Annotated in this window: 22 protein-coding genes and 1 pseudogene; 20 read left to right on the top strand and 3 right to left on the bottom strand. The window is 44.7% G+C overall.

Translation table 11 applies throughout. The features are described 5' to 3' along the window. The first annotated feature begins 2 nt into the window (after window positions 1-2). From rnc to acpS, 5 genes are all read left to right on the top strand, one after another. The gene (gene rnc / locus H5300_RS06110) at window positions 3-680 is read left to right on the top strand and encodes a ribonuclease III (RefSeq protein ID WP_004735383.1); all 678 of its coding nucleotides are present in this window, start codon (window positions 3-5) and stop codon (window positions 678-680) included. After that, window positions 673-1,644: a GTPase Era gene (gene era / locus H5300_RS06105; RefSeq protein ID WP_004735384.1), complete on the top strand. Its 972-nt coding sequence runs from the start codon at window positions 673-675 to the stop codon at window positions 1,642-1,644. The genes rnc and era overlap by 8 nt, the downstream gene beginning before the upstream one ends. 102 nt (window positions 1,645-1,746) lie before the next feature. Next, complete coding sequence (recO, locus tag H5300_RS06100; RefSeq protein WP_012604785.1) at window positions 1,747-2,475, top strand: DNA repair protein RecO; 729 nt, start codon at window positions 1,747-1,749, stop codon at window positions 2,473-2,475. Beyond that, complete coding sequence (gene pdxJ / locus H5300_RS06095) at window positions 2,472-3,209, top strand: pyridoxine 5'-phosphate synthase (RefSeq protein WP_009847651.1); 738 nt, start codon at window positions 2,472-2,474, stop codon at window positions 3,207-3,209. The genes recO and pdxJ overlap by 4 nt, the downstream gene beginning before the upstream one ends. A 95-nt stretch (window positions 3,210-3,304) precedes the next feature. Next, entirely contained in the window at window positions 3,305-3,685 is a 381-nt protein-coding gene (gene acpS, locus H5300_RS06090) for a holo-ACP synthase (RefSeq protein ID WP_017077798.1), read from the top strand. Window positions 3,686-3,973: 288 nt separating this feature from the next. Here the strand turns inward: acpS and barA are convergent, their stop codons facing one another. Continuing rightward, window positions 3,974-6,787 carry a two-component sensor histidine kinase BarA gene (gene barA, locus H5300_RS06085; RefSeq protein ID WP_004735388.1) on the bottom strand — a complete coding sequence of 938 codons (2,814 nt, stop codon included), beginning with the start codon at window positions 6,785-6,787 and terminating at the stop codon, window positions 3,974-3,976. A 165-nt stretch (window positions 6,788-6,952) separates the two neighbouring features. On the opposite strand from barA, the gene rlmD reads away from it, so the two are divergent. From rlmD to rpoS, 13 genes are all read left to right on the top strand, one after another. Further along, on the top strand, window positions 6,953-8,272 hold the full coding sequence (gene rlmD / locus H5300_RS06080; protein WP_017087211.1) for a 23S rRNA (uracil(1939)-C(5))-methyltransferase RlmD: 1,320 nt from the start codon (window positions 6,953-6,955) through the stop codon (window positions 8,270-8,272). A 136-nt stretch (window positions 8,273-8,408) separates the two neighbouring features. Continuing rightward, window positions 8,409-10,634, top strand: coding sequence for a GTP diphosphokinase (gene relA, locus H5300_RS06075; RefSeq protein WP_004735390.1), 2,226 nt, complete (start codon window positions 8,409-8,411; stop codon window positions 10,632-10,634). A gap of 247 nt (window positions 10,635-10,881) precedes the next feature. Next, window positions 10,882-11,697, top strand: a complete 816-nt coding sequence (mazG, locus tag H5300_RS06070; RefSeq protein ID WP_004735391.1) for a nucleoside triphosphate pyrophosphohydrolase — start codon at window positions 10,882-10,884, stop codon at window positions 11,695-11,697. 132 nt (window positions 11,698-11,829) lie between these two features. Next, complete coding sequence (locus H5300_RS06065) at window positions 11,830-13,470, top strand: CTP synthase (RefSeq protein ID WP_004735392.1); 1,641 nt, start codon at window positions 11,830-11,832, stop codon at window positions 13,468-13,470. 81 nt (window positions 13,471-13,551) lie between these two features. Beyond that, on the top strand, window positions 13,552-14,850 hold the full coding sequence (eno, locus tag H5300_RS06060) for a phosphopyruvate hydratase (RefSeq protein WP_004735393.1): 1,299 nt from the start codon (window positions 13,552-13,554) through the stop codon (window positions 14,848-14,850). A 264-nt stretch (window positions 14,851-15,114) separates the two neighbouring features. After that, on the top strand, window positions 15,115-15,396 hold the full coding sequence (ftsB, locus tag H5300_RS06055; protein WP_004735394.1) for a cell division protein FtsB: 282 nt from the start codon (window positions 15,115-15,117) through the stop codon (window positions 15,394-15,396). Then, on the top strand, window positions 15,396-16,097 hold the full coding sequence (ispD, locus tag H5300_RS06050; protein WP_054541877.1) for a 2-C-methyl-D-erythritol 4-phosphate cytidylyltransferase: 702 nt from the start codon (window positions 15,396-15,398) through the stop codon (window positions 16,095-16,097). The genes ftsB and ispD overlap by 1 nt, the downstream gene beginning before the upstream one ends. A gap of 2 nt (window positions 16,098-16,099) precedes the next feature. After that, window positions 16,100-16,579 (top strand): 2-C-methyl-D-erythritol 2,4-cyclodiphosphate synthase, encoded by a 480-nt coding sequence (gene ispF / locus H5300_RS06045; RefSeq protein ID WP_004735397.1) that lies wholly within the window; start codon window positions 16,100-16,102, stop codon window positions 16,577-16,579. A gap of 22 nt (window positions 16,580-16,601) precedes the next feature. Continuing rightward, window positions 16,602-17,648, top strand: a complete 1,047-nt coding sequence (gene truD, locus H5300_RS06040) for a tRNA pseudouridine(13) synthase TruD (protein WP_029405000.1) — start codon at window positions 16,602-16,604, stop codon at window positions 17,646-17,648. A gap of 76 nt (window positions 17,649-17,724) precedes the next feature. Further along, a complete protein-coding gene (gene surE / locus H5300_RS06035) occupies window positions 17,725-18,468 on the top strand; it encodes a 5'/3'-nucleotidase SurE (protein ID WP_182795641.1) in 744 nt (247 codons plus the stop codon). Beyond that, on the top strand, window positions 18,469-19,095 hold the full coding sequence (locus tag H5300_RS06030; protein WP_004735402.1) for a protein-L-isoaspartate(D-aspartate) O-methyltransferase: 627 nt from the start codon (window positions 18,469-18,471) through the stop codon (window positions 19,093-19,095). It abuts the gene before it with no gap. A gap of 34 nt (window positions 19,096-19,129) precedes the next feature. Continuing rightward, window positions 19,130-20,044 carry a murein hydrolase activator NlpD gene (nlpD, locus tag H5300_RS06025; RefSeq protein WP_121602944.1) on the top strand — a complete coding sequence of 305 codons (915 nt, stop codon included), beginning with the start codon at window positions 19,130-19,132 and terminating at the stop codon, window positions 20,042-20,044. Between the two features lie 98 nt (window positions 20,045-20,142). After that, window positions 20,143-21,123 (top strand): RNA polymerase sigma factor RpoS, encoded by a 981-nt coding sequence (gene rpoS, locus H5300_RS06020; RefSeq protein WP_004735404.1) that lies wholly within the window; start codon window positions 20,143-20,145, stop codon window positions 21,121-21,123. 157 nt (window positions 21,124-21,280) lie between these two features. Here the strand turns inward: rpoS and mutS are convergent, their stop codons facing one another. Next, a complete protein-coding gene (gene mutS / locus H5300_RS06015) occupies window positions 21,281-23,866 on the bottom strand; it encodes a DNA mismatch repair protein MutS (RefSeq protein WP_220503448.1) in 2,586 nt (861 codons plus the stop codon). A gap of 173 nt (window positions 23,867-24,039) precedes the next feature. On the opposite strand from mutS, the gene H5300_RS06010 reads away from it, so the two are divergent. Then, window positions 24,040-25,374: a site-specific integrase gene (locus H5300_RS06010; protein ID WP_182795640.1), complete on the top strand. Its 1,335-nt coding sequence runs from the start codon at window positions 24,040-24,042 to the stop codon at window positions 25,372-25,374. A 48-nt stretch (window positions 25,375-25,422) separates the two neighbouring features. Here H5300_RS06010 and H5300_RS28460 read toward each other — a convergent pair. Continuing rightward, a pseudogene (locus H5300_RS28460) lies at window positions 25,423-25,551 on the bottom strand (ISAs1 family transposase); the annotation flags it as partial. A gap of 536 nt (window positions 25,552-26,087) precedes the next feature. On the opposite strand from H5300_RS28460, the gene tnpA reads away from it, so the two are divergent. Next, window positions 26,088-26,254: IS66 family insertion sequence element accessory protein TnpA (tnpA, locus tag H5300_RS27850; protein WP_405055134.1), on the top strand; the 167-nt coding region annotated here is incomplete at its 3' end.

Below are 26,254 nucleotides of genomic sequence, written 5' to 3'. Positions count from 1 at the left end.
GCATGAATTCTCCAATTGATAAACTAGAGAGAAAGATTGGCTATCAGTTTAATGATGCCGATCTTATCCATCTGGCGCTGACTCACCGTAGCGCCGCAGGTAAACACAACGAACGTCTTGAGTTTCTGGGCGATTCAATTTTAAGTTTTGTTATCGCTGATGATCTTTACCACCGTTTCCCTAAGGTAAACGAAGGTGATATGAGCCGCATGCGCGCAACATTAGTACGTGGTCATACATTGGCAGAACTAGGTCGTGAATTCGAACTAGGAGATTACTTAAAATTAGGTCCAGGTGAGTTGAAGAGTGGCGGTTTCCGTCGTGATTCTATTCTAGCGGATGCGGTTGAAGCGATCATCGGCGCTGTCTATTTAGATAGTGATACCGAGGTTGTTCGCCGTATTATTTTAAGCTGGTACCAATCTCGCCTAGAGTCTATTCAGCCTGGTGTATCTCAAAAAGATCCGAAAACTCGCTTACAAGAGTTTTTACAAGGTCGAAGAAATCCCCTACCTGTCTACACAGTGACTAATATTAAAGGTGAAGCACACAACCAAGAGTTTACGGTTGAGTGTGAAGTGGCAGGTGTGGATAAACCTGTTATCGGTAAAGGCACTAGCCGCCGCAAGGCAGAACAAGCGGCTGCTGAAACAGCATTAGAGCAACTAAGCAATGTCTGATAACAATCAAGATTTCGATATCGATGCATTCTTTTCATCTGATAGCAAAAAAACGGGCCTACCGGAAAACCAACACTGTGGCTTCATCGCTATCGTGGGTCGACCAAACGTAGGTAAATCGACGCTTCTGAACCATATTTTGGGCCAGAAAATCTCGATCACATCACGTAAACCTCAGACGACACGTCACCGTATTATGGGCGTAGAAACTGAAGGTGATTACCAAGCGATCTACGTTGATACTCCTGGACTTCACATCGAAGAAAAGCGTGCAATCAACCGTTTGATGAACCGTGCGGCGAACAGCTCACTGAGCGATGTGAACCTAGTATTCTTCCTTGTTGACGGTACTCACTGGACTGACGACGATGAAATGGTACTGAACAAGCTGAGAAAAACAGATTTCCCAGTCGTCCTTTGTATTAACAAAGTAGACAACGTTCAAGACCGTACAGACGTGATGCAACATATGATGGAAGTGTCTAAGAAGATGGACTTCCTTGATGTTGTACCAATCTCGGCGAAGCAAGGTAAGAATATCGATGTACTGCGTAAGCACGTTCGTAACTCTTTACCTAAAGCGACGCATCACTTCCCTGAAGAGTACGTAACGGATCGTTCACAGCGCTTTATGGCCTCTGAAATCATCCGTGAAAAACTGATGCGATTCACAGGCGAAGAGCTACCTTACTCAGTAACGGTTGAAATCGAGCGTTTCGATTACAACCCTGATAACGATGGCTTCCATATCAATGCTTTGATTCTTGTTGAACGTACTGGTCAGAAGAAGATGGTGATTGGTAAAGCGGGCGAGAAGATCAAAACGATTGGTCGTGAAGCTCGTATCGACATGGAAGAACTGTTCGGTCGTAAGGTTTACCTAGAGACTTGGGTTAAAGTTAAGTCTGGTTGGGCTGATGATGAGCGTGCACTTCGCTCGTTAGGCTACATCGACGATCTATAATATATTGAACGTCACTTTCTGAGATTAAGAAAGTTGAACTGAATATAATTTCAAGAGAGAGTGCGAACTCTCTCTTTTTGTATCTGTAAGAAGGGTAAGTTATTGAGCGAAGGGTTACAGCGATGCTTTGTGTTGCACCGTCGACCATACAGTGAGTCGAGCCTAATTCTGGACGTCTTCAGTGAAGAGTACGGAAGGGTGACGTTGATGTCTAAAGGTGCAAGGAGTAAGCGTTCTAATTTGAAAGGTGCATTGCAACCTTTTACGCCTCTGCTGCTTAAGTGGTCTGGCAATGGTTCAATGAAAACGTTGCGCCAAGCTGAACCCATCAGCTTGGGGCTTCCTCTTGCCGGTATTAATCTGTATTCCGCTATGTATGTCAATGAGCTAGTTGGCCGTGTGTTGATGGCTGAAGTGGCCATGCCCGCATTTTTTCACGACTATCTTCATGCTTTAACAGAACTCGCTCATAATGAGAACCCTGAGCCAGCGCTACGTCGTTTTGAATTGGCTCTGCTTTCCGCTATGGGGTATGGCGTCGACTTTTTGCATTGTGCTGGTACTGGTGAAGCGATCGATCCAAGTATGACTTATCGCTATCGAGAACAGAAAGGTTTCATCGCTTCTGTACGTCGAGATAACCTGACATTTATGGGCGATGAACTTATCGCAATTAGTGAACGTAGGTTTATCACTAAAGAGCAGTTAAAAGCAGCAAAACGCTTTACACGCATAGCCTTAAAGCCGTATCTTGGCGGCAAACCATTAAAAAGTAGAGAGCTATTTATGCCAACAATAGCCCTCTCTAGAGCACGGAGTATTGGAAAATGAGCTCAATCCTTTTAGGCGTTAATATCGACCATATTGCTACACTACGTAATGCACGTGGTACTAAATACCCAGATCCAGTACACGCAGCTGAAATTGCTGAACGTGCGGGTGCTGACGGCATTACCATTCACCTGCGCGAAGATCGCCGTCATATTGTTGATCGCGATGTACGTATTCTTGCTGAGACAATCCAGACTCGCATGAACTTAGAGATGGCAGTGACGGACGAGATGGTTCAAATTGCACTCGATACTAATCCTGAGTTCGTTTGTCTGGTTCCAGAAAAGCGTGAAGAGCTTACGACGGAAGGCGGCTTGGACGTGGTTGGTCAACTTGAAAAGATCAAAGCAGCGACGGAAAAACTGTCGGCAGCGGGTATCAAAGTATCTCTGTTTATCGATGCAGATCGTGAGCAAATTGATGCAGCAAAAGCGTGTGGCGCACCGTTCATTGAGCTTCATACTGGTCATTACGCTGATGCGAAAACAGAAGAAGATCAGCAAGATGAGCTTAAAAAGATTGCTGCAGGCGCAAGCTACGCAGACGATCTTGGTATCACAGTGAATGCTGGTCATGGTCTGACTTATCACAACGTAGCGCCGATTGCGGCACTTCCTGAGATCTACGAGTTGAACATCGGTCACTCGATCATGGGACGCGCAGTCTTTGATGGTTTGAATAAAGCCGTTGCAGACATGAAAGCCGTGATGGAAACAGCACGCAACAACGCTTAGTTCTTTAACTCGTCATTAGTTTAGTAGTAAGCGTTAAGTGGTTAATCAGTAGAATCGATAAAGTTAATAGATAGAAGTTTGGTAGTAGGGTAAACATGGCTGTTGTTGGATTAGGTACAGATATCGCAGAAATCGAACGTGTTGAAAAGGCACTGTCACGAAGTGGCGACGCTTTTGCTCAGCGTATTTTGACCGACTCTGAGTTTGAAGTATTTCAGCAACTGAAGCAAAAAGGGCGTTACCTTGCAAAACGCTTTGCTGCAAAAGAAGCGGCATCTAAGGCGTTGGGCACGGGTATCGCGCTTGGTGTGACCTTTCACGATTTCGAGATTTCAAACGATGAGCATGGCAAGCCAGTTCTAAGCCTACATAAAAAGGCGCGTGAAATCGCAGAAGCGAGTGGTACAAAGTCGATTCATCTGACTATCTCAGATGAGCGCCATTATGCGGTGGCGACGGTACTACTCGAGTCGTAAATAGATTACCGTTACTTTATACCAATCGTAGTAAATAACTGTTCACCCTAGCTTGTTAAAAAACTCGATAACTTCGTTAGAATTTTTGATTGTAGAATAACTACTTATCGAAAAATCCTGCCTTGTCCTCAAGCTTTTTTCCTACGCTATTTTTGATCACTTACTTACTGTGATTGGTATTATATCTGGTGCTCTAGGTTCTAGACAGAAAAAAGCAGAGCTCATGAGCTCTGCTTTTTTATTGGCTGGTAAACCGTTTGACGAATATTTGTGAGTAAGAAATGTTCGCTAAGTCTTGGCTGGTTTCAAATAATGAATCGCGGTTGCTTGAACCTTATCTAATTCATCCTGAAGTTCAAAAAGTTCCGGTTCAATGTCTTCAACGGAAGTGCCGGAACGCAGCTCTTTCTCTATCGTCGCACACACCGACTTCAGCCTTGGTACACCGCTGTATGAGCTGCTGCCATGCATCTTGTGGATGATGTGTGTCAGCGCTTCAACGGGGTAGTCACTGTCTTCTATCGCTTTCTCTGCGGCTTCATAAACCTCAGGAATAAAGTCGACTAGCATTTGCAGCATATCGCGTGCGAGGTCTTCTTTGTTGGCGGCTTGCTTCATAGCTGCTTGCCAATCAATGATGATATTCTTATGCACGTTAGCCTCAGAATCTGAAACTGAGCTATTGTCTACTTCCGCAGAGACTGCTGGGTGGGCTGGGTCTATTTTTTCAATGTGCTCAACCTCAGAGGTAGGGCTCCAATGAATCAGAACCTGCTGTAACACGTGCTCTTCTATCGGTTTGGTTAGGTAGTCATCCATGCCGGCTTCAAGTAGACGGTCCCGTTCGCCAACCATCGCGTGTGCTGTGACGGCAATGACGGGGGTATTCGCATTATTCGCTAGCTCTTTTATATTCTTACAGGCCGTCACACCATCCATTTGCGGCATTTGGATATCCATGAAGATGATATCAAATGGGGTCTCCTTCGCCTTGTCTATGGCCTTCTGTCCGCTGGTGCAACTGATGACCGTCTCTACACGCTCTTTTAGTAGCGCGGTGATCAATTTAAGGTTTGCTGGGTTGTCGTCGACCGCCAATACAGTAAGCGGCAGCTTCTCTTCCGAGTGCGTTTCAATCGCTGGTGCAATCAAAGTGGGTGCTTGATTAGAGATCAGAGTTTGTAGAAGTTTCTTACGAGAGAGAGGCTTGGTGATGCATTGGACATCAACCTCTTTCATCAATTGTTCACCCAGAGCTAGCTCAGTACTCGGCGTACCAATAATTACGTTCTGAGCGATTTTCTTCGCGCCAATCGCCCAACCACTCACGGTATCAAATTGATACTCTTGGTTCGCGGCTAGGTTGAGTAGAACGTAGTCATACGAGGTCGACTCGTCAGGCATCACCGAACGATACGTTACCACTAAGCCTTCTTGGGTTAATATTTGCTGAGTAATCGACGCCGCTTGCATGTTTGGCTCGATAAGCAGCAGCTGCTTGTCTTGCAGACACTGAGTCTCAATCAGCTCAGTCATCGGCATATCAGTCGTTGATAGTCTCAAAGTAAACCAGAAGGTTGAACCTTGGTGTAGGCGGCTGGTAAGACTGATCTCTCCACCCATTTGGCTGACCAGTTTTTGGGTGATAACTAGGCCTAGCCCCGTACCGCCATAGCGACGAGAGATGCTTGCATCGGCTTGGCTGAAGGCTTGGAAAAGCTGAGCTTGCTGGCGCTCAGAGATACCAATACCTGTATCGCGAACCATGAATTGCAACTCGATGCTGTCTTCGCTTTGTGAACGAAGTTCAACACTGATATCAATGTTGCCACGTTCAGTAAACTTGATTGAGTTACCAACGAGGTTGGTTAGGATCTGCTGAATACGCAGTGGGTCACCAACAACGCCTGGTGGCACTTTCGGGTCTATCTTAAGAGTTAACTCTAGGCCTTTCTCATGGGCGTTAGTTGCTTGAAGGTTCACAACCTCTTCAAGGCTCGCTTGGAACTCGAATGGGATGTTCTCGAGCGCTAATTTACCGGCTTCCAGTTTCGAGAAATCAAGAATATCGTTGATGATACTGAGTAGGTTATTTGCTGAACGTTCAATGGTTTGCAAGTAATCTGTTTGACTGGTCGATAGATGGGTTTTAAGCATTTGACGAGTAAAGCCAATCACACCGTTAAGCGGTGTTCTCAATTCGTGAGACATGTTAGCCAAGAATTCAGATTTAACACGTGCCGCTTCTTGAGCGCGTTTTTTCGCAATGTCTAACTCAACGTTTTGAATCTCTAATTGCTCTAGGGTTTCACGCAGATCAGACGTAGCCTGGTCGATACTGTGCTGCATCTCGACGTGATATTCTGATAGCGATACCGCCATCGCGTTGATACCGTTTTTCAGTGAGTCTAGCTCACCGTGCATTTTGCCTTCGATACGCACATCGAGATGACCACGACGAATTCGGTCGACCATGTTTTTCATGTGTGTGATCGGTTGGGTGACGTCATGCATCAAGCGAAAAGCAAATACACCAGAAAGTCCCAGCCCCAAAATCAACACCAAGAAGGCAGAGAACACTTCTTGATACTGCTGCAATCGAAGTGACGACAAGTCTAACTCTATCGCAATATAGCCGATCGCTTGGTTGGCTTGAGACTGCCCATTGGCTGAGTTGATGTATTGACCTTCAGCGATGATGGGTGTCCGAAGAATCAGCGTATTATCGAGCAGGTTCGATGAGCTTAAATGCGGGATGGGTTTATCTTTCGGATAGGTCAGGCTTTCAAAATCAGGGTGGAAGTTTGAGGTTACAAACAACTCATGACGTTCATCAAACACCGCGATACTACGCACCAGCTTAGAGTTTTTTCGATGCGCATAGCTAATAAGCTGACGAACAGACTCTCGACTTTCGAGCTTCATGCCTGACTCACTAGCAATTGCCAGCGGTTCAATGATGCTAGTACCAGTATTAACCACTTGCCCCTCAAGGTCTTGATAGCGGTTAAATGAGAAAAATGCACTCAATAGCAACCCAATAATCAAGGTTGGAGCTAGAGTTAAGGTAATTACACGGGCTCTTAAGCCATATCTGGTCATGTTCTTTAATTACATCGAGGTCTGGATATGGGAAAATAACGCACACAATGGCGGTTAAGTGAACGGTAAGCTTAATCAAAGCCGTGACGTTCGACAATGATTCCAAGACATAATAGTGAGTCCTGGATACCAATTACTTATTAAAAGATACATTAGGCACAAGCAATGGCACGTTTTTTCCAACCAAAAAAGAAAACTCAACTCGAGACCAAGCATCAATCGGTTTTGGTTGAACGAATGGATCACAATGGCGCTGGCATCGCTTATCAGAAGAATAAACCTGTTTTCATTGATGGCGCATTGCCTGGTGAGCAGGTGGTTATTCAACTTACTGAGAGCAAAAGTAAGTTTTCGCGAGCAAAACTCATCAAATTACTTCAACCGAGTGAGCTGCGTTTAAAGCCATTCTGTAAGCACTTTAATCAGTGTGGTGGCTGTCACCTTCAACATCTTGGTTACGCTTCTCAGGTTGAGCATAAATCGCAATCTTTGACGCACCTGATGAGCCAATACCAAACGGCTAACACCGAAGTTGTTGAGCCGATTGTGGGTGATGAAACCGGTTATCGACGTCGCGCGCGTATCAGCCTGTTTGTTGATAAGAAGACACAGCAGCTTCAGTTCGGTTTCCGTAAGAAACAAAGTAAGCAGATTGAAAACATCACCGATTGTGCCGTGCTGGATCCTCGCCTTAATGTATTGCTGCCAAAACTGAAAAGTTTACTCAATACTTTCAGCAACCTTACGTCTTTAGGACACGTTGAATTGGTGTTGGGCGATACTGGCCCGGTGATGGTGCTGCGTCACCTTAAGCCTTTGGTTGAGAAAGATGAGCAAGCATTGATTGCACTCGCTAAAGCGGAAAGTGCCACGTTGTATACTATGCCTGAAACGGACAAGCTCGTTCGTTTAGTCGGTGATGCGCCAGCTTATAGCGAAACAGGCGTGACTTTACCTTTTGAGCCAAACCACTTTATCCAAGTAAACCAGAAAGTGAACCAGCAAATGGTTGCTCAAGCGATTGAGTGGCTAGAGCCTCAAGCCGATGAGCGAGTGCTCGACCTGTTTTGTGGCTTAGGGAACTTCAGTTTGCCTATTGCACAACAATCTGCGTTTGTAGTGGGTGTCGAAGGTGTCGATGAAATGGTTCAGCAGGCCACGTCTAACGCGACTTTGAATCAATTGAGTAATACAGAATTCTACCAAGCGAACCTTGAAGAAGAGCTGTCTTCACAGCCTTGGGCAAAAGAAAGGTTTGATAAAATCTTACTTGATCCAGCACGTGCTGGAGCGAGTGGGATCGTTGATCAAATTTCAGGGTTAGGTGCGAAGCGTGTGGTTTATGTTTCGTGTAATCCTGCTACTCTAGCTAGAGATTCAGAGAGCTTAGAAAAACAAGGCTATCAACTAGCCAAGCTTGGTATGTTGGACATGTTCCCACACACCAGTCATCTAGAATCGATGGCTCTCTTTATCAAGGCTTAGAGGCCCTTAAACAAGGCTTAAAAATGAATCACAAAGGTGCAGGGAAGCCTGCGCTGATATCAATATGAGTCGAACTAACTTGGAATCAGTTAGTCATATTGAGTTGGGTATAAAACATAATAACTAGGAAGGCATGATGGTTGCGGTACGAAGCGCACATTTAAACCCAAGCGAACAGTTTGAGCTAGATAATTGGATTGCGTCATTGAATCAAGACGCAAAAACCTCGAATAAACTGACCAAAGTTTATCGTCACTGTGAAGAGCTATTAAAAGATCACGAGCAAGGCGAGCTTTTGCTTTGGCGTGGGCGCGAGATGATCGAGATCTTGGTCACCTTGTCTATGGATCGCGCAACTTTAGTGGCAGCGCAACTCTTCCCTGTCGTATCAAGCGGTGTTTTTGAGCGTGAAGCGTTTGAAGAAAGTTACGGAAAGGAAACCGTAAAGCTGATTGATGGCGTGGAAGAAATGGCGGCTTTGGGCCAGCTAAACGTCACCCTTGAAGGCAGTGCTGCCTCGGGTCAAGTCGATAATGTTCGACGAATGCTGCTTGCGATGGTGGATGACTTCCGCTGCGTCGTCATCAAACTAGCAGAGCGAATTTGCAACCTAATCGAAGTTAAAAAGGCCCCTGATGCTGTGCGCCGTGCGGCAGCAAAAGAGTGTGCCAACATTTATGCTCCTCTAGCAAACCGTTTAGGTATTGGTCAGCTAAAGTGGGAAATTGAAGACTACGCTTTCCGCTACCAACAACCAGATATCTATAAGCAGATTGCTAAACAGCTGTCTGAGCGCCGTATCGTGCGCGAACAATACATCACTGACTTTGTTGACGATTTAACGTCAGAAATGAACCGCTCAAGCATCAATGCTGAAGTCAGCGGTCGACCAAAACACATCTACAGTATTTGGCGTAAAATGCAGAAAAAAGGCTTAGAGTTTGATGAGCTTTTTGATGTGCGTGCGGTGCGTATTATCGCAGACCAACTGCAAGACTGTTATGCCGGTTTAGGTGTGGTTCACACCAAATATAAACACCTCCCAAGTGAATTTGATGATTATGTGGCGAACCCTAAACCGAATGGTTATCAATCGATTCATACCGTAGTTCTTGGCCCTGAAGGCAAGACCATTGAAATTCAGATCCGTACCAAGCAGATGCATGAAGACTCTGAATTGGGCGTTGCTGCGCACTGGAAGTACAAAGAAGGTGCTTCAAGCGGCGTACGCAGTGGCTACGATGAGAAAATCACCTGGCTTCGTAAGCTTATCGACTGGCAAGAAGAGATGTCGGATTCTGGTGAAATGCTGGATGAAGTGCGTAGCCAAGTCTTTGATGACCGTGTTTATGCCTTTACACCTCGTGGTGATGTGGTCGATTTACCAATGGGTGCAACACCGCTGGATTTTGCTTACCACATCCACTCGATGGTTGGACACCGTTGTATCGGTGCCAAAGTAGCAGGTCGAATCGTCCCGTTTACTCATAAGCTGGCGATGGGCGATCAAGTTGAGATCATTACTCAAAAAGAACCGAACCCATCACGTGATTGGTTAAACCCGACCACAGGCTTTGTTCACTCGAGTCGAGCTCGTGCAAAAATTAACGCCTGGTTCCGTGCTCAGAGTCGTGAGAAAAACCTTGAAGCCGGACGAGATATTCTAGAAGTCGAGCTAGGCAGAGTCGGAGCGACGCTGAAAGATGCCGAGCAATACGCGCTGAAACGATTCAACGTCAATACTCCAGATGAACTATATGCGGGTATTGGTAGCGGCGATATGCGTATCAACCAAGTCGTTAATCACATCAATGCTTTGGTCAACAAGCCGACAGCGGAAGAAGAAGATAAAAAAGCGCTCGAAAAGTTGCTTGAGTCTGACAATAAGCCCGCTCATCAGAGTCGTCCGAAAAAGGATGCCGTCGTCGTTGAAGGTGTCGATAACCTAATGACGCACTTAGCTCGTTGTTGCCAGCCAATCCCAGGCGATGTGATCAAAGGTTACATAACTCAAGGTCGCGGTATTTCAGTGCACCGTAGCGATTGCGAACAGTTAAGTGAACTTAACCTACATGCACCCGAACGTATCATCGATACTGTGTGGGGCGATGGTTTTGTCGGCTCGTATATCTTAACACTGCGTGTAGAGGCCCTAGAGCGCACAGGCTTGTTGAAAGACATAACATCCCTGTTCTTGAATGAAAAAGTCAGTGTGACGACAATGAAGAGCCGTATTGACTATAAACGTCAACTGTCGGTGATGGATTTTGATTTGGAAGTGACCAATATTGAAATATTGAGTCGTGTGACAAGTCGAGTAGAGCAAATCAAAGATGTCATGAGTGTAAAACGCCTCGGCTAACTTTCACGTTGCATTAGTCACTTTTACTGCGTTAACTGCGCTTTCTTGTTCCATCACATAGGCGAGCTATGCTCAGGAATCGCGAAAGCTTGTTGCCTTGTTAAAGTAACAACTGCTTAGTGAAAGATGCGTAATTTAGAGAATTAGACAGTATCAACAAAGGTGAGTGGTTTTGGCTACTCACCTTTTTTAGTTTTAGAAGACGTTATAAATTTAAAAATCAAAGACAGTGAATAGGAAGAAAACGATGAATCACCCGATTGAACAACTTGAACAGATTATGGCTAAGCTGCGCGATCCTGAAGGTGGCTGTCCTTGGGATTTGAAACAAAATTTTGAAACAATTGTGCCGCATACTATCGAAGAGACGTATGAGGTGGTGGACGCGATTCACAACAAAGATTGGCCGAATCTACAAGAAGAGTTGGGCGACCTGCTGTTTCAGGTGATCTTCTACAGCCAACTGGCGAAAGAGCAGGGCTTGTTTGAGTTCTCTGATGTGGTCGACGGTATCAATGAGAAGCTGACGCGCCGTCATCCACATGTGTTTTCTGATACGGAATTTGCCAGTGATGAAGAAATTAATGCGAACTGGGAAGCTGAAAAAGCCAAAGAAAAAGCACAGGCAGGAAAAACTCAGGAAAGTATTCTAGACTCAATACCAAACTCTCTACCTGCACTTTCGCGTGCTACAAAGATTCAAAAGCAAGTTGCGAAATTTGGCTTTGATTGGGACTCTATCGGCCCGGTCGCTGATAAGGTTTTAGAGGAAGTTGATGAGGTGCTAGAAGAAGCACTTCAAGTAACGCCAAACGAAGATTTAGTTGAAGAAGAACTGGGTGATTTGTTGTTTGCTACCGTTAATTTAGTGCGACATTTGGGTAAAAATCCAGAAACGGCTCTCAATAAAGCCAATCTGAAATTTTCACGCCGCTTTAAAGGTGTGGAACAAAAAGTTCGTCAGCAAGATAAAATTTTGACCGACTTTTCTCTACAACAGCTTGATTCCATGTGGGATGAAGTCAAAGTGGCGGAGAAAAGATCATCAAAGCTTTTATCATGAATTGATTTGAAGCAAAAAATAAAAAATTGCAGTGTGATAGATTTCACGTTGTGGCGATAAGGGGCTTCTGGTATATTTTCATCCCGTCCAGAAGTAATCCATTTCCCTCATTCAACCAATTTCAGGTTAAACATGACGACAAATTACATTTTTGTTACTGGCGGGGTTGTATCCTCTCTAGGTAAAGGTATTGCAGCAGCATCTCTTGCGGCTATTTTAGAAGCTCGTGGTCTTAAAGTGACTATGATGAAGCTTGACCCTTACATCAACGTTGATCCAGGCACTATGAGCCCGACTCAGCACGGTGAAGTGTTCGTTACGGAAGATGGCGCTGAAACTGACCTTGACCTTGGTCACTATGAGCGATTCATTCGCACCAAGATGACTAAGCGTAACAACTTCACAGCAGGTCGTGTTTATGCTGACGTTCTACGTAATGAACGTCGTGGTGACTACCTAGGTGCAACAATCCAGGTTATTCCTCACATTACTAACTCTATCAAAGAACGCGTAATCTCTGGTGCTAAAGGCCACGATATCGCGCTTGTTGAAGTTGGTGGTACTGTAGGTGATATCGAATCTCTACCATTCATGGAAGCGATTCGTCAGCTAGCAGTAGAACTAGGCCGTGAACGCGCAATGTTCATGCACCTTACTCTAGTGCCATACCTAGCAGCTGCGGGTGAAGTGAAAACTAAGCCAACGCAACACTCTGTAAAAGAGCTACTGTCTATCGGTATTCAACCTGACATCCTAGTTTGTCGTTCAGATCGTGTTATCCCAGCAAACGAACGTAAGAAAATTGCTCTTTTCTGTAATGTACAAGAAAAAGCCGTTATCTCTATGAAAGACGTAGATTCAATCTACAAGATCCCACAATTAATCCGTGCTCAAGGCATTGACGATCTTGTATGTACGCGTTTCGGTATCAATGCACCAGAAGCTGATCTGTCTGAGTGGGAACAAGTAATTTACGAAGAAGCTAACCCAACGGGTGAAGTGACGATTGGTATGGTTGGTAAGTACATTGAACTGCCTGACGCATACAAATCAGTAAATGAAGCGCTGAAACACGCAGGCTTGAAAAATCGCCTAAGTGTCACAATTAAATATGTAGATTCACAAGATGTTGAGTCTAAAGGCACTGAAGTTCTACAAGGCCTAGATGCAATCCTAGTTCCTGGTGGCTTTGGCGATCGTGGTGTTGAAGGTAAGATCCTTGCTGCACAATACGCTCGTGAAAACAAAGTACCTTACTTAGGTATCTGTCTAGGTATGCAAGTTGCTCTTATTGAGTACGCTCGTAACGTTGCGAAAATGGAAGGGGCACACTCTTCTGAATTCTGCAAAGAAACTAAATACCCTGTTGTTGGCCTAATCACTGAGTGGATTGACGGCGAAGGTAAAGTTGAAGAGCGTACTGAAAAATCTGACCTAGGCGGCACAATGCGTCTTGGTTCACAGCTTTGTCACCTAGCGAAAGGGACGAAAGCTTACGAATTATACGGTAGCGCGACGATCCATGAACGTCACCGTCACCGTTACGAAGTGAACAACAATCTTCGTCCACAAATCGAAAAAGCGGGCCTAAAAGTATCGGGTCTATCTGCGGACAAGAAACTGGTTGAAGTTATTGAGAACCCGAACCACCCATGGTTCGTTGCTGCTCAGTTCCACCCAGAGTTCACTTCAACACCTCGCGATGGTCACCCATTGTTTGCAGGTTTCGTTAAAGCGGCTGGTGAATTCCAGCGCGGCGAATTAGAAAAGTAAAAAGGAATCCAGGTAGCTGCGTAAGTTGTGCTGCTACCTTTAAATTTGACATTTATATATTCAACGAGAAGGAAACATTCAATGTCTAAGATCGTTAAAGTTCTAGGTCGTGAAATCATCGATTCACGTGGTAACCCAACTGTAGAAGCTGAAGTACACCTAGAAGGCGGTTTCGTAGGTATGGCTGCTGCTCCATCTGGCGCATCTACTGGTTCTCGCGAAGCTCTTGAGCTACGTGACGGCGACAAATCACGTTTCCTAGGTAAAGGTGTTCTTAAAGCAATTGAAGCTGTAAACGGCCCAATCGCTGACGCTCTAGTTGGTAAAGATGCTAAAGCACAAGCTGACGTTGACCAAGTTATGCTTGATCTAGACGGTACTGAGAACAAGTCTAAGTTTGGCGCTAACGCTATCCTTGCTGTTTCTCTAGCTAACGCAAAAGCGGCGGCTGCTGCTAAAGGCATGCCTCTATACGAGCACATTGCTGAGCTAAACGGTACTGCTGGTCAGTTCTCTATGCCTCTACCAATGATGAACATCATCAACGGTGGCGAGCACGCTGATAACAACGTTGACATCCAAGAGTTCATGATCCAACCAGTTGGCGCTAAAACTCTTAAAGAAGGTCTGCGTATCGGCGCTGAAGTATTCCACAACCTAGCTAAAGTTCTTAAGTCTAAAGGCTACAGCACTGCAGTTGGTGATGAAGGTGGTTTCGCTCCTAACCTTAAATCTAACGCTGAAGCTCTAGAAGTTATCGCAGAAGCTGTTGCAGCTGCTGGTTACGAACTAGGTAAAGACGTTACTCTTGCTATGGACTGTGCAGCATCTGAGTTCTTCGACAAAGAAGCTGGCATCTACAACATGAAGGGCGAAGGTAAAACTTTCACTTCTGAAGAGTTCAACCACTACCTAGCTGAACTAGCTAACAACTTCCCAATCGTTTCTATCGAAGACGGTCTTGACGAGTCAGATTGGGATGGCTTCAAGCACCAAACTGAACTTCTAGGCGACAAGCTTCAAATCGTTGGTGACGATCTGTTCGTTACAAACACTAAGATTCTTGCTGAAGGTATCGAGAAAGGCGTAGCTAACTCTATCCTTATCAAGTTCAACCAAATCGGTTCTCTAACAGAGACTCTAGCTGCTATCAAGATGGCTAAAGACGCTGGCTACACTGCAGTAATCTCTCACCGTTCTGGCGAAACTGAAGATGCAACTATCGCTGATCTAGCGGTAGGTACAGCTGCAGGCCAAATCAAAACTGGTTCTATGAGCCGTTCTGACCGTGTTGCTAAGTACAACCAACTTATCCGTATCGAAGAAGCTCTAGGTTCTAAAGCTCCTTTCAACGGTCTTAAAGAAGTTAAAGGTCAATAATTCACTCTTGGTTTTAAACCAACGGAATTGTTAATCTAAACTTTAAATGCCTCGCTTATGCGGGGCATTTTTTTGCCTCAAATTCCTCATTCCCTAGACTGACAAAGAAAGGAGTAGGGAGCTTCATTGTTACCACTCACTATTCTGTCCAATAATTCCCCGACTTATTGATTCCCTGACACCACATATCTCGCACCAATAAGCGCATTATGGTATATATGTGCCTTATTCTAGTTCCTTCTTTTTCAACCGGCGAAAGGTGTTATGCGAATTTTTGCTTTAGTACTGCTCATAGTGTTTGGCTGGCTACAACACACACTGTGGCTCGGTAAAAATGGTATTTCTGATTACTACGGTGTGAACAACGAAATCCAAGTTCAGCAGCAAGTAAATGAAAAGCTTCATCTTCGCAATGCTGAGATGTTTGCGGAAATCGACGATCTACGCCAAGGCTTAGACGCGATAGAAGAGCGCGCACGTCATGAGCTGGGAATGGTGAAAGAAGGCGAAACGTTTTATCGTATTATTGGTGAGGAATCTCATTAATGTCGAACCAACTTCAAAGCGTTATTGCAGTGGTCCCCGCTGCGGGCGTCGGCAGCCGAATGAAGGCAGACCGTCCCAAGCAATATCTTCAAATTCACGGTAAAACGATTTTAGAGCACACGGTTGAGAAACTGTTGTCTCACCCTCAAGTGTCTAAAATTGTGGTAGCGGTCAGCGACGATGACCCTTACTACCCTGAATTACCGCTTAACCTTAATCCACAGGTGATCAGAGTTTCCGGCGGAACGGAAAGAGCCGATTCAGTGCTTTCTGCTCTGGACTATATTACCCAACAGCAACTCAGTGATTGGGTGATGGTGCATGATGCCGCTAGGCCTTGTATCCAATTGAGCGATATCGACAAACTGATCTCTGGGGCTATGACCCATGATGTCGGCGCGATTTTAGCTGCGCCGGTCCGCGATACAATGAAGCGTGGTGCTCAAGGACAAATTGAACACACGGTCGATCGCGTCGATCTCTGGCATGCGCTTACCCCTCAGATGTTCCGATCTAAGCCTTTACGGAAAGTCTTGAGTGAAGTCTTGCAACAAGGTGTTTCAATTACCGATGAAGCGTCTGCGTTTGAGTGGAAAGGTTTATCACCAGCACTGATTGCTGGGCGTTCAGATAATTTTAAGATTACTCAGCCTGAAGATTTGGCTTTGGCTGAGTTCTATTTAAGTCAGAATAAGGAATAATGATGATTCGTATTGGCCATGGCTTTGATGTACACAAATTTGGTGGTGAAGGCCCGGTAATTATTGGTGGCGTGAGTGTCCCTTATGAACAGGGTCTTATCGCACACTCAGACGGTGATGTTGCCCTGCACGCATTATGCGATGCTTTACTGGGTTCAATTGCAGCTGGTGATATTGGTCGTCATTTCCCTGATACGGATGATGAGTGGAAAGGCGCAGATAGCCGCGAATTGCTTAAAGATGTTTACCGTCGAGTAAAAGAGCAAGGTTATGTGATTGGTAATGCGGATATTACTATCATGGCGCAAGCTCCAAAGATGGCTCCTCATATAGACTCTATGTGCCAAGCCATTGCTCAAGATTTAGAAACAAGCATTAGCAATGTGAATGTAAAAGCCACGACTACCGAGCGTTTAGGTTTTACAGGTCGCAAAGAGGGCATCGCATGTGAAGCGGTGGTCCTAATTACTAAAAGTGCGTAAGCACCAACACGAAAAGAACAGCATGTCAGATATTTTATCTTCATTGGCTTACCTAAACGGTAAACCAACTGCGAAAGCAAAACTAAAAGCAAAAGCCGAACACTTTGTCGTTAATGAAGACTTGGGTTTTGAGTTTACTGGTGAAGGCGAGCACTTAATGGTGCGTATTCGTAAAACTGGTGAGAACACGAGCTTCGTAGCAAACGAACTGGCTAAAGCGTGTGGTGTTAAGTCGAAAGATGTTAGCTGGGCTGGTTTGAAAGACCGTCATGCTGTGACTGAGCAGTGGTTAAGCGTGCACTTACCAAAGGGTGAGCCTGACTTTTCTGCTTTTCTCGCACAATACCCAAGCATTGAGATCTTGGCGACAGCACGTCACAACAAAAAGTTACGTCCAGGCGATTTAGTTGGCAACCAATTTGAGCTGACTTTGTCTGAAGTAACGGATTGTGATGATGTGGTAAAGCGCTTAGAAAAAGTCGCTCAAGTGGGCGTGCCAAATTACTTCGGTGCTCAGCGCTTTGGTAATGAAGGTAACAACTTATCTGAAGCTCGTCGTTGGGGGCGTGAAAACGTTCGTACGCGTAATCAGAATAAGCGCAGCTTGTATCTTTCTGCGGCTCGTTCTTGGATTTACAACTTAATTCTTTCCGACCGTATTGAGCAAGATGCGTTTGCGTCGGCATTGGTTGGCGATATTGTCGTGAAAGACGGCGCTCAATTAGCGGTAACAGCGGATAACATCGAAGCGGTAAACCAAGACATCGCGAACGGCTCTGCGTTTATTACTGTTGCTTTAGCAGGAGATAATGCGTTACCGACGACGGATGCCTCTCAAGCTTTAGAGCAGAAGCACCTTGATGCTGAACCGGATCTAATGGCTCTTATTTGTGGCAACCGTATGCGCCATGATCGCCGCGAAGCTTCGCTGAAGCCGATGGGTTTAGCGTGGGAAGTGAACGAAGACAATGTCACTCTTAAGTTCTCTCTCGATGCAGGTTGTTTCGCAACCGCTATTGTTCGTGAATTGGTTGAAGAAGTTCACGTAGAGAGAAGCTACGAGCAATAACGATTCTGCTTGGAGCGAAGTCACTTGATATCGGAAATTAAGTGACTTGGCATTGGAACAAAAGAAAGGATACAAGATGAAGATTTTACTCAGCAACGATGATGGTGTGCACGCTCAAGGTATTCATGAGCTGGCCAATGAATTACGTGATCTTGCTGAAATTATCATTGTTGCACCTGACCGTAATCGCTCGGGCGCTTCAAATTCATTAACTTTAGAACAGCCTTTACGTGTTCAAGAAATTACCGAAAATACATATTCGGTACAAGGAACACCGACCGACTGCGTACATTTTGCGTTAAATGAACTGCTAAAGAATGATATGCCTGATCTGGTATTAACGGGTATTAATCATGGTGCTAACTTGGGTGACGATGTGCTTTATTCAGGTACAGTGGCAGCCGCAATGGAAGGGCACTTTTTAGGCGTTCAATCGGTGGCGTTTTCTCTGGTGGGTAAAAAACATTTTAAGACAGCGGCGGTCATTGCTCGTCGTATCGTCGAACAACATTTAGCAAGCCCAATCCCAACCAATCGCCTGTTAAACGTCAATATCCCTGATTTAGCGTTAGAGCAGTTGTCTGGTACTCAGGTGACACGCTTAGGTGCTCGTCATCATGCTGAAGATATGATTAAGCAAAAAGACCCACGAGGTCATGATATCTACTGGCTTGGTCCTCCGGGAAAAGAGCAAGATGCCGGTGAAGGCACGGATTTTTACGCTATCGAGCATGGCTTTGTATCGGTAACACCATTACAAGTTGACCTGACTGCGCACGAGTCGTTGGGTGCGATGACAACATGGTTAGAGGAGAAGTAAGTGAGTAATCCGCATGCAGAGCGCTTAATTACTTTTCTGATTGAAAATGGCATTCAGGATCAAAAGGTTCTTGATGCTATTTATCAACTGCCGAGAGAGAGCTTTTTATCGCAGGCGATGTATCATCAAGCTTATGATAATAATGCGCTTCCTATCGGACAAGGCCAGACGATTTCTCAGCCGTACATTGTTGCTAAGATGACAGAGTTGCTAGAATTACAGCAAGATAGCCGTGTTTTAGAAATTGGAACCGGCTCAGGTTATCAAACGGCGGTCTTGGCTCAACTGGTTGATCATGTGTATTCGGTTGAAAGAATTAAATCATTGCAATGGGATGCCAAGCGTCGTCTTAAACAGCTCGATTTCTACAATATTTCAACTAAGCATGGTGATGGCTGGCAAGGGTGGTCTTCGAAAGCCCCTTTTGATGCGATTATCGTAACTGCTGCCGCAGAGTCGATTCCTCAAGCGCTTTTGCAACAGCTGAAAGATGGTGGTCGCTTATTGATTCCTGTTGGTGATGACGAACAGCAATTGTTGAAGATTGTTCGCCATGGTGACGAGTTTTTATCGAGTGTTATCGAGATGGTGAGATTTGTACCTCTCGTCCCTGGTGAGCTAGCTTAATAAAAGACTAATGGTGTAGGTGGATAGAGAGTCGATGCGTTCGAAGTTGTTAAAAGGAAGTACTTTATTGCTTAGTTGTGCACTTGTTGGGTGTGCGGCGAATTCACCTGCGCCCGTTTCAAGCCTAAACAAGAATTACTCATCGATTGATCGTGGTAGTTATCGCGGCAGTTACTATGAAGTAAAAAAAGGCGACACCCTTTACTTCATTGCTTATGTCACCAATAAAGACGTTAAAGACCTCATCGGTTATAACAAACTCGCTGCTCCTTACACTATCCACCCGGGGCAGAAGCTTAAGTTGTGGCGCCCGAGTTACAATGCGCCAGCGTATGGTAAATCAACAGTAGCGGTTGCAGCCGTTGCTGCGCCTGTCGCGGCATCCACTACGTCATCGACAGCAAGTAAACCGAAAACTACGCCACAGAAGAGTAAAAATTCTAAACCTGCTCCAGCTCAAACTACCACCAAAGTGGTGAAAAAAGATCCACCAAAGAAGGTTGAACAATCCAAATCAAAGGAGTATGTTGGTTCTAAAGGTAAACAGAATGTTACACCGTCCACCAAACCAACAAGTGATAAAGTATCCAAATGGTTATGGCCAACTAAAGGGAGAGTAATCAAGAATTTCTCTGTAGGCGAACAAGGAAATAAAGGCATCGACATAGCAGGACAGCGAGGTCAGCCAATAGTATCTACTGCAGGGGGAACGGTTGTTTATTCGGGTAATGCACTACGAGGCTACGGCAATCTAGTGATTGTGAAGCACAATGATAATTACTTAAGTGCATACGCGCATAACGACCGACTATTAGTATCTGAAGGGCAAAGTGTGAAACCAGGGCAGAAGATTGCAACTATGGGAAGCTCTGGAGCCAGCAGTGTTAGGCTGCACTTTGAGATTCGTTACCAAGGTAAATCGGTTAATCCAAAACGATATTTACCTTAAATACAATATGCAAAAATTACGTATTGTATGGAGTGACATAGTCATTTAGCGACATATCAAGTTGTGATGTCATGCTAATTTCGCCAGGGGGAGGCGTTATGAGTATAAGCAATGCAGTAACCAAAGAAGAGTTCGATCTTAACCAAGCAACCACGGAACCGGAAGCTCTTGGAAAAGCAAAACGAACAGTCAAAAAGAAAACCGAAGCGAAAGAAGAAGTTGAAGTTACGTCTAAAAGTTTAGATGCTACTCAGCTTTATTTAGGCGAAATCGGTTTCTCACCACTACTAACCGCTGAAGAAGAAGTGCTTTATGCACGTCGAGCTCTACGCGGTGATGAAGCAGCACGTAAACGCATGATCGAAAGTAACCTGCGTTTAGTGGTAAAAATTTCACGTCGTTATAGTAACCGTGGTCTTGCACTTCTTGATCTTATTGAAGAAGGCAACCTAGGTTTGATTCGCGCCGTAGAGAAATTTGACCCAGAACGTGGTTTCCGCTTCTCAACTTACGCGACATGGTGGATTCGTCAAACCATTGAACGTGCGTTAATGAATCAGACTCGCACTATCCGTTTGCCAATCCATGTTGTGAAAGAGCTGAACATCTATCTGCGTACCGCAAGAGAGCTATCACAAAAACTTGATCATGAACCAACGGCGGAAGAAATTGCTTCTAAGCTAGATAAGCCTGTTGGTGATGTGAGTAAGATGCTTCGTCTAAACGAAAGAGTGAGCTCTGTTGATACGCCAATTGGTGGTGACGGTGAGAAAGCACTGTTGGATATTATTCCAGACATCAACAATTCAGATCCTGAGGTTTCAACTCAAGATAGCGATATCAAGAACTCATTGATTTTCTGGCTTGATGAACTGAATCCTAAGCAGAAAGAGGTGCTTGCACGTCGCTTTGGACTACTTGGTTACGAACCGTCAACACTAGAAGAAGTAGGCCGTGAAATTAGCCTGACTCGCGAACGTGTTCGTCAAATCCAAGTTGAAGGTCTTCGCCGTCTACGTGAGATTCTTATCAAGCAAGGTCTGAATATGGAAAATCTGTTCAATGTAGAAAACGACTAAATGAACTGATGATGTTTCTTTGAATAGAAGACAAATAAAAACGCTGACTTTAAGTCAGCGTTTTTTTGTTTATGGCTTTTGTATCTTATGCTGCTGACTTAAGCGACAGTACAAAACGACAATAGCAAGCGACAATAACAAGCTACTTGGAAAGAGACTAAAGCAGCTTCTTCAAACGATAGAGTTCTTCTAACGCTTGGCGAGGAGTTAAATCATCTGGGTCAACATTCGCTAGTGCTTGTTCTACTTCACTCGGTTCAGGTATCAGGCTCAGTTGGTTAGCGATATCAACGCCGCTTGGTTTTGATGTCGGAGAGTCGATACTCAATGCCTCTAACTGAGTCAGCTTCGCGCGTGCATTTTTGATTACCGCTTTAGGTACACCAGCCAATCCAGCAACCGCAAGGCCGTAAGATTTACTTGCTGCACCTTCTTGAACTGCGTGCATAAAGGCGATGCTGTCGCCATGTTCAACCGCATCCAAGTGTACGTTCGCTAAGGTTGGGATTTGGTTTGGTAGCTCAGTTAGCTCAAAGTAGTGCGTTGCAAATAGTGTCATCGCATTGATTTGATTAGCTAGCCACTCCGCACTTGCCCAAGCTAATGACAAACCATCGTAAGTACTGGTACCACGACCGATTTCGTCCATTAGCACAAGGCTGTTTGGTGTTGCGTTGTGCAGGATATTCGCGGTCTCTGTCATCTCAACCATGAAGGTTGAACGACCCGAAGCTAAATCATCCGATGCGCCAATACGCGTAAAGATACGGTCGATAGAACCAATCGTCGCGCTTTCTGCTGGAACATAACAACCGATATGAGCCATCAGCGCAATGAGTGCGGTCTGACGCATGTAGGTCGACTTACCACCCATGTTTGGGCCAGTGATGATCAGCATCTTACGTTGATCGTTGAGGTCGATAGGGTTAGCAATAAAGGGCTCGTCCATCACTTGTTCAACAACGGGGTGACGACCCGCCTGAATTTGTACACCAGCAGGCTCTGTCATTGTTGGACGACAGTAATCAAGGGTGTCTGCACGTTCAGCTAAGTTCTGTAGAACATCAAGCTGAGACACTGAAGATGCAATGTTTTGCAGTCGCTCTAAATAAGGCAATAACAAATCAAACAACTCTTCCCACAATTTCTTCTCGATAGCTAGGGCTTTCGATTTAGAGCTGAGAACTTTGTCTTCGTGCTCTTTCAGCTCAGGAATAATGTAACGTTCTGCATTTTTCAGCGTTTGGCGGCGAACATAGTGTGGTGGCACAAGATGGCTTTGTCCGCGGCTTACCTGAATGAAGAAACCGTGGACGTTGTTGTAGCCAACTTTTAGCGTGTCGATACCGTGACGTTCACGCTCTTCTTGCTCAAGCTTATCCAGAAACTCAGTTGCACCTGCAGCAAGGTCGCGCCATTCATCTAGCTCGGCGTTATAGCCTTCTGCTATCACACCACCATCGCGGATAACCACGGGTGGGTTCTCTTTGATCGCACGCTCAAGCAGTTCAGATACTTCATCCACAGGCGAAGCATACTGAGCAAGCTGAGTTAGATATGGGTGTTTAAGTTGCGTTAGCGTTTCAGCAAGCTCTGGTAGGTATTCCATCGCTTGGCGAAGTCGTGCCATATCACGTGGACGTGCAGAGCGAAGGGCAAGACGAGCAAGAATACGTTCGATATCACCGATCTGTTTCAGCGTTGGTTGTAACTCTGTAAATAGAGCAAGATCTTTCATTTCACCAATCGCATCTAAGCGTTGGTCAAGAGCTGAAATATTACGCATGGGTTGATGTAGCCAACGCTTAAGCATACGGCTACCCATAGCCGTCGCGGTGTGGTCAAGCACTTCAGATAGGGTGTTATCGGTGCCGCCACTAAGATTTTGGGTGATCTCCAAATTACGGCGAGTAGCCGCATCAAGGATCACGGAATGATCTTGTTTATCCATTGTCAGTGAACGGATGTGCGGAAGAGCAGTTCGTTGCGTATCTTTAACGTATTGGATTAGACAGCCCGCAGCGCATAAACCAAGTTTTGCGCTTTCAACGCCAAAGCCAACTAAGTCACGAGTACCAAATTGTTGATTCAGTTGCTGCTTCGCTGTATCTAATTCAAATTCCCATACAGGGCGGCGGCGATTGCCATTACGACTAGCCATCAAATTTACTGGTTCGAAATCTTCAGGGAATAGCAGCTCACGTGGTGACGTTCTTTGTAGCTCTGCCGCCATCGCTTCTTCGGTTTCCGGCTCACAAAGTTGGAATCGACCAGAAGTAATATCAAGCGTCGCGTAGCCAAATTTACCATTGTGGTGGTAAATGGAGGCTATAAGGTTATCAACACGCTCAGAAAGCAATGCTTCATCCGTTACGGTCCCTGGTGTCACAATTCTTACGACAGCGCGATCAACCGGGCCCTTTGAAGTTGCTGGATTACCAATCTGCTCACAAATTGCTACGGATTCGCCCAACTGCACTAACTTCGCAAGATAACCTTCCACGGCATGGTATGGAACGCCCGCCATAGGGATAGGCTCACCGTTTGAGGAGCCACGCTTAGTTAGTGAAATATCGAGGAGTTGAGAGGCTTTCTTAGCGTCATCGTAGAAAAGCTCGTAGAAATCTCCCATGCGGTAGAACAGCAAAATTTCTGGATTTTCTGCTTTTAGTTTTAGGTACTGCTGCATCATAGGTGTATTTGCTGCTTTTATGTCTTTGTTTTTAGTGGTTTCTTTTTTCATTAAATTAACTTAAATCAATAGTTTGCGAACTTTTGGGATCTTCAGTAAGTCCCACTAAGTATCAAAGGATTTCACTACAGCGCGATCATTAGTGTAGGTAAAAGTGTAGTTTTTTATTTCCTATACTAGATAATACAATCACCGCACAATATTGCGATAAGGGACCCCGATAAATGGCTGAGAAGAAGAATATCAAATCTATAACGAATAAGACACTTGAGGCGCTAACTGTGAAGAAAGGTGTTTTGTCAGATACTGGAGAAAACCGAGGGTTAAGAATAGCCTGTGGAAAGACAGGTAGGAAGACGTTTACCTATCGTTATAGAAGCCCAGAGTCAGATGGTAAGCTTGTACAAATTAAGCTAGGTACTTTCCCTGATATGTCTCTTGAGCAAGCTCGCATTAAACTTCGAGAAATGAAGGCCATAAGAGAGCGAGGGATATGTCCAAAGGCTGACTTAGAAAGACAAGAACAAGAACGGCGTAAGCTAGTAAAGGCTGAACGTGTTAATAGCATTACCCTCAAAGATGTTATCGACCATTATTTAGAAAATTATATTCAAGACAGATTTACTTCTTCTGGTGGAGTGATCGCAGGAGCTCGTAAGGCAAAAGGACAAAAAGAAGTTAGACGAACCTTGTATGTTGATATTGTCAATACTCTTGGGGACAGATCGGTTATGGAAATCGGTAAAAGTGATATCACACATTTAATTCAAGGTATCATTGATAGAGGTGCGCCAGTACAAGCAGGCTCTGTGTTACGAGAACTATCCAGTGCCTATGAGTATGCACTTGGTATGGATTATCTCCCTGAAAACTTTGTCAATCCAGCGCTGTTGGCTATTAATAAGTTTAAGAAGAGTAAGGTTAAGCTGACTAATAATAAAGGCAAGAGAGTGTTAGACCATTCTGAGTTATTTAGATTTATCAAATGGCTGCCGGATTCGAGTTTTTCTAAAAACATAAGAGGTATTCTCCAAATTACACTATGGACAGGCTGTCGTACCGGGGAGATTTGCGCCTTAGAGTGGAAGCAAATTGATTTTGATAAGAACACCATTTATTTAACAGAAACAAAAAATGGTAATTCTCGTTATGTTCAACTGCCTTATCAAGCTGTACAGTGGTTGCGTAAATGGCGAGAGGTAAAATCATACCCTCAGTCTATCTATGTTTTCTCTTCGTCAAAAGGGCGTTCCCACGTTGTTCAAAAGCAACTAAGTCAGTACACATGGCGAATGCGCAAAGACGGGTTAATGATTGATATCCCGCTTTGGACTCCTCACGATCTACGGCGAACTGTACGAACTGAATTAGCACGTATGGGGTGTCCTACGGGAGTTGCTGAGGCAGTATTAGGTCATAGTGTTAAAGGTATTGAAGGAACATATAATTTGCATCGCTATGAAGCTGAATGTCGAGAGTGGTTACAGCGCTGGGCTAATGAATTAGATGCTATTGTAAGTGGCGATTGTAACGTTGTTCAATTCCCTGAGGTTGTATAACTGTGCCAGTTAAAGGGGGATTACTCTCAGTGCTACCGCATGAGTGCCTAGTTTTTCATCACCTTGCTCTACAGTGGCTTTGGCAATCTTGTTTTGACAGACCATTGCATCAATGGTTACAAGGATTCCCTTGATATCGAGCATCTTTATCAAGGGAATCGCGGTAAGGTGAGTAGACCACCGGAATCTCCCCGGTAGCCTCTCGCAAAACGGAACGTGAACCTCTCAATTCATTTTCTGGCGTAAGTTGAATTTACTGTTTAATTTATTGATTAATTATTTTTATATTATTGAGTTTGCACTTGGTTACTAAGATGGTTACTAAGAATCGCAGGCTAACGTGTTAATTTTAATATTTTGGATTTTCATTGCTTAGATTGTATCTCTATGAAGCTAGCCTGGTAGTTGAGTTGTGAGCCGATAGCGTGTACCTGCTAGAGAGTTAACTCTTCACAATGAATTTAATTTGCTTGTTTTGAAACTCAGCTAACAATAGGTCATTTTCTTTCAGGTGCCTTAAAAACATCTCTCCATGTTGCTCAGACAGTGTTTTCCCACTCACCAAAGTACTTCCACCAAACTGACTGCAAAAACGATATGGATACATCGCGATTCTATGTTCTGCTGTCCAGTGTAAGCGCTCCATAAACCCCGCATTCTAATCACCTATCACGAATAATAAGATCAAGTCTCCAACCATGAGGAGATTTAAAATGGGAAAACGACACACCAATCAAGAATGGCAAATGCTTATCGAGCAATCTGAATCGAGTTCATTGTCAACGCTTGCATTTTGTAAGCTCAATGAGCTCAATCCCTCAACGTTTTATGCTAAGCGCCAGCAACTCAAAAAAGCGGATGTCTCTCAAGGCTTTGTACG

The organism is Vibrio sp. SG41-7, from assembly GCF_014164465.1.
Classification (GTDB): domain Bacteria; phylum Pseudomonadota; class Gammaproteobacteria; order Enterobacterales; family Vibrionaceae; genus Vibrio; species Vibrio splendidus.
This window is presented reverse-complemented; position numbering and strand designations above follow the sequence as displayed.